This window comes from Streptomyces sp. 8L, assembly GCF_020176795.1.
GTDB lineage: Bacteria > Actinomycetota > Actinomycetes > Streptomycetales > Streptomycetaceae > Streptomyces.
The window spans coordinates 1-4,709 of record NZ_JAIUKE010000677.1; the positions used below are offsets into that span (position 1 = coordinate 1).

At 70.5% G+C, this 4,709-nt stretch carries 3 protein-coding genes; all 3 read right to left on the bottom strand.

Features of this window, described 5'->3' with window-relative positions; all coding sequences use genetic code 11:
* Positions 1-116: 116 nt before the first annotated feature.
* Positions 117-1,664, bottom strand: coding sequence for an APC family permease (locus LCE31_RS36925; protein WP_225022387.1), 1,548 nt, complete (start codon positions 1,662-1,664; stop codon positions 117-119).
* Positions 1,661-3,130, bottom strand: coding sequence for an aldehyde dehydrogenase family protein (locus tag LCE31_RS36930; RefSeq protein WP_225022388.1), 1,470 nt, complete (start codon positions 3,128-3,130; stop codon positions 1,661-1,663). Before LCE31_RS36930 ends, LCE31_RS36925 begins: the two co-directional genes overlap by 4 nt.
* A 239-nt stretch (positions 3,131-3,369) precedes the next feature.
* A complete protein-coding gene (locus LCE31_RS36935) occupies positions 3,370-4,386 on the bottom strand; it encodes an acetamidase/formamidase family protein (protein WP_225022391.1) in 1,017 nt (338 codons plus the stop codon).
* Positions 4,387-4,709 lie beyond the last annotated feature (323 nt).

Genomic DNA, 4,709 nt, shown 5'->3' on the forward strand with positions numbered 1-4,709 from the left:
GCGGGGTACGGGGCCGCGGTGCGGCCGGGCCGTCCAGGGGCGCGGTGAGCGCCGCACATCCGGCGGCCGTACCCCGGCCCGCCGCGCCCCCTACCCCGCGTCCGGGTCGACGCGTACTACGGTGCCGCCGGTCGCCGCGGCTCGGGAACGGCTGCCCGGCTGCCCTCGATGACGTTGATACGGCCGCGCTTGCGGAACCAGTAGTACCCGAAGCCGACACCGACGATGACACCGATGTAGAGGAACGCGCCCCACTGGAGGTACCAGTGGTGCGGCGAGGTCGCGTTGTAGACCTCGGCCCGCGGCCAGGCCAGGTTCACCACCATCGCGCCGCCCCACAGGACGGCGACGATGTTGACCGGAAGGCCGAACCTTCCCAGCGAGAACTGCCCTTCGGCCGGGCGCCAGTTGCCGCGCAGGCGCTGCCACAGCATCGGCACGGTCACGGAGAGGTACCCCAGATAGATCATGATGATCGCGATGCTGGTGACCACGGAGAAGATCTGCGGCTGGTCGATGTTGATGACCAGGATGCCGATCGCCACCAGCCCGATCACCACCGCAGGGACGACAGGGGTCTGGAAACGGGGGCTCACCTTGGCCACCCACGACGAGGCGGGCAGACCGTTGTCGCGTGCCATCGCGAACGCGAGCCTGATACCGGCCGTGTGCACCGCCAGTTCGCACACGGTGATGGCGATGACCACGCACCACAGCACGGCCTGACCGACCGTGGAGCCGAGCGTGGAGAGCACCACGAACTGCAGGCCGTCCGTGGAGATCTTCGACGAGTGCAGGTCCGGCACGGCCAGGAGCGCGAACAGCAGGATCAGGCCGCCGATGACGAACGACGCGACGAGGGCGCGCAGGATCGCGCGGGGCGCGTTGCGGCTCGGGTTCCTCGACTCCTCACCGAGCGACGACGCGGTGTCGAACCCGTACATGACGTACGCGGAGGCCAGCGAAGCGGTGAGGAAGGCACCGAAATAGCCGAGCGGCTGGCCACTGCCGAGCCCGTGCGTCTGGGTGATCGTGCTCGGGCCCCGGGTGAGATGGGCCGCCAGCAGGCAGATCAGGACGACGGCCGCGACCAACTCGACCAGGACACCCGCCGAGTTGATCCTCGCCATGAGCTTCACACCGAAGGCGTTGACGAGGGTGGTGAAGACGATCAGGCAACTGCCAAGGAACACGGCGTTCTTGGCCGCGTCCGTGGGATGGCTCCCGTCGCCTATGACCCAGAACACCGACGAGATCTGCGGCAGGGTCTGCTGGTAGGCGAGCGCGACCGCCGAGAGGGAGACCATGGTGGCCGCCACCATCATCCAGCCGCCCAGCCAGCCCAGATGCGCACCGCCCAGCTTCTTCGACCAGTTGTAGATCGATCCCGCCACGGGGTAGCGCGCCGCCAGCTCGCAGAAGCACAGCGCCACCATCAACTGCCCGACGAACACCATGGGCCAGGACCACCAGTAGGCCGGCCCCCCGAAGCCCACACCGAGGTTGAACAGCTGGAAGGTGCCGGTGAGGATCGAGATGTAGCTGATGCCGGCCGCGAAGGTGTGGAAGTTGCCCAATGTCCGCTTGAGCTGAGGTTTGTAGCCGAAATCCGAGATCGACTGGTCGCCGTCGTCCCGCTGGTCGTCGGGTATCGTCGCGCTCACTCGAACCACCTCAGCGGACTCGGTTCGAGATTGCGCCACACGTGCTTCGCCTCCTGGTACTCGCCGAGACCCGTAGGCCCCAACTCACGCCCGAAACCTGACTGCTTGTACCCGCCCCACTCCGCCTGGGGCACATACGGCTGGAAGTCGTTGATCCATACGGTGCCGGCCCGCATTCTCGCCGCCACCCGGTGTGCCTTGCCGACGTCGGTGGACCACACGGCCCCCGAGAGGCCGTAGATCGTGTCGTTGGCGAGTGACACCGCCTCGTCCTCGGTGCGGAAGCGCTCGACGGTGAGGACGGGCCCGAACGACTCGTCGCGTACCACCGACATGCCGGCCGCGCACTCGTCCAGCACGGTCGGCAGATAGTAGAAGCCGTCCGCGAACTCCGCGCCCTCCGGACGCCTGCCGCCGCAGCGCAGTACCGCGCCCTCCGCCAGCCCCGCCGCCACGTAGCGCTCGACCTTCTCCCGGTGCGCGGCGGAGATCAGCGGCCCCGTCCTGGCCCGCTCGTCGAACGGGCCGCCCAGCGGGATGGTTCGCGCGCGCTCCACGACGTCGTCCACGAACCGGTCGTGCAGACTCTCCTGGACGAGCAGCCGCGCCCCCGCGGAACACACCTGCCCGGAGTGCAGGAAGACCGCGGTCAGCGCGTAGTCCACTGCTGTCTCGTAGTCCGCGTCGGCGAAGACGATGTTCGGGTTCTTGCCGCCGAGCTCCAGCGCCACCTTCTTCACCGTCGGAGCCGCCGCCGCCATGATCCGGCGCCCGGTGACCAGACCGCCGGTGAACGACACCATGTCGACCCGAGGGTCCTCCGCCAGCGGCGCTCCCGCCTCGGCACCGGCGCCGAGGACCAGGTTCGCCACCCCGTCCGGCAGCCCGGCCTCGGCCAGCAGCCGCATCAGGTGGATCGCGGTGTGCGGGGTCAGCTCGCTGGGCTTCAGGACGAACGTGTTGCCGGCGCCGACCGCGGGCGCCACCTTCCACGCCGTCTGGAGCAGCGGATAGTTCCAGGGCGTGATCAGCGCACACACGCCGACGGGTTCGTGCACGACGCGGCTGTCCACGGTCGGGTCGCCGGTGTCCACGACGCGGTCCGCGCCGCCGGCGGCCACGAGATTGCCGAAGTACCGGAAGCAGTTCGCGATGTCGGCCATGTCGAACTCGCTCTCGACGAGCCGTTTCCCCGTGTCCAGGGATTCGGCCCGCGCCAGAGCCTCCTTGTCGCGCTCCAGCAGATCCGCGACACGCAGCAGAAGCCGCCCGCGCTCCGCGGCCGGTGTCCGCGGCCAGGGGCCGCCGTCGAAGGCGTCCCGGGCGGCCGCGACCGCCGCGTCGGCGTCCCGGGGCCCCGCCTCGTCGACCGAGGCGACCAGAGTGCCGTCCGCCGGGCACCGGATCTCCCGCGTTCTTCCCTCGACCGCCGACGTCCACTTGCCGCCGATGAACAGCTCAGGCATGCACACTCCAACCGTTGGTCGAGGTGCATACCCGGAAGACGGTCCGGCACACCTGACAGGCGTATCTGTGTATACCCGGTTCCCGCAGGAACGCGGCGGAACGTCGGTGTGCCGCCGCGCCGCCCGCGGATCGTCCCACCGGACGGCGCCCGCCGACGGCCACTCATGTACGGGCGGGGTGCGCGGTCCTGGCGCTCGCGCCACCGGCCGGCGACGCGCCCGCGCCCGTGTGCACGCCGTCAGGCGCGGGGCAGGATCGCCGAGGTCTCCCGCAGGTGCCGGTGCAGGCCGCGGTGCGGTTCACCCGCGGGCAGCCACTCCTTGCGGATCTTCGCCACACACGTGTAGTTGGTGTCGCAGACATTGGCGACGGGTGCCTCCCCCGCCTGCGAGAGGAGTTGGTACGCGTCGAGTTCGGACAGCCCGTAGTCGCGCGCCAGCCACTGCACCAGATCCAGCTGCGAGACCCGGAAGGCGTCCTCCAGCGGTTTCGCCGAACCCGTGGACATGATGTGCGTGTCCGACTCGATACGCGGCCACGGTGTCGACACACCCTTCAGCAGCTCCACCACGACGACGGAGTTCATCGCGCACTCGACGGCCACCCCGCACGTCTCGCCCTCGCCCTGGCGCGCGTGTCCGTCACCGAGGCTGAGCAGCGCTCCCTCGACGTTGACGCCGAGGTAGCAGGTCACCCCCGCCCGCATCTCGGGCGTGTCCATGTTGCCGCCGTGCGCGTCGGGAACCAGCGCGGAGCGCACTTCCAGGTTGGCGGGCGCCACACCCACCGTGCCGTGCATCGGGTCCATCGGCAGGTCGATCTCGATGTCGCTGTCGCGTGCCGAGAACCGGCAGGTCCCGCGTTCCCGGTCGAGCTGCCACATCCACACCACCTCGGGCAGCGGCGCCTGGAGCGTCGCTGTCGTGTGCGTGGACGTCAGGGCGCCGAAGAGGGGGACCGTGGTCGACGCGGCCCAGTCGCGCGCGGGCTCGATCGACACGAAGTGCACGGCCACCGTGTCGCCGGGCTCGGCGCCCTCCACGTAGAACGGGCCGGTCTGCGGGTTGAGGAACGGGAACTCGCACACCTCGGAGACGAGGTCGTTCGCCGAGCGCACCCGGCCCGCGAAGCAGTCCTCGGTGAACAGGTCGAGGACCGTGCCGGGCGCGATCCTCGCCACGGGGGCGTGACCGCCGAACGTCCAGGCGTAGTCGCCCTTCTCGGGGCGGACGGTCAGGGTCCTCGGATCACTCATGGGTGTGCTGCTCCCGTCGTCGGTGGATGGCGCCGCCGCCCCGCCAGGTCCCCGCTGAACGCGGGGGCGGGGCGACGCGAGACCACCGTACGATCACCTGCCGCCGCGCGGAAGCCGCACGTGAGGGGAGCCCGCCGGCGTGCGGAGGCTTGGCGTTGCCCCATGTCCGGCGTACCGGGCCCGGCTCGCTCACTGCGCGTCGCGGCGGCTCCACCAGGCCCATGGCGTACGGCGCCGGTGTGCCCGGGGTCCGGAAGAGGCGTCTCACGCGCCGTCGCGCGGGCGCGGCCGTGACGGGGTGTGGCCAGAACCCGGGGCGGGGG

What these genes read in the sequence shown, in the direction of transcription:
- LCE31_RS36935 (WP_225022391.1), bottom strand. Translation starts at nt 4,386, where the DNA reads ATGAGTGATCCGAGGACCCTGACCGTCCGCCCCGAGAAGGGCGACTAC.
- LCE31_RS36930 (WP_225022388.1), bottom strand. Translation starts at nt 3,130, where the DNA reads ATGCCTGAGCTGTTCATCGGCGGCAAGTGGACGTCGGCGGTCGAGGGA.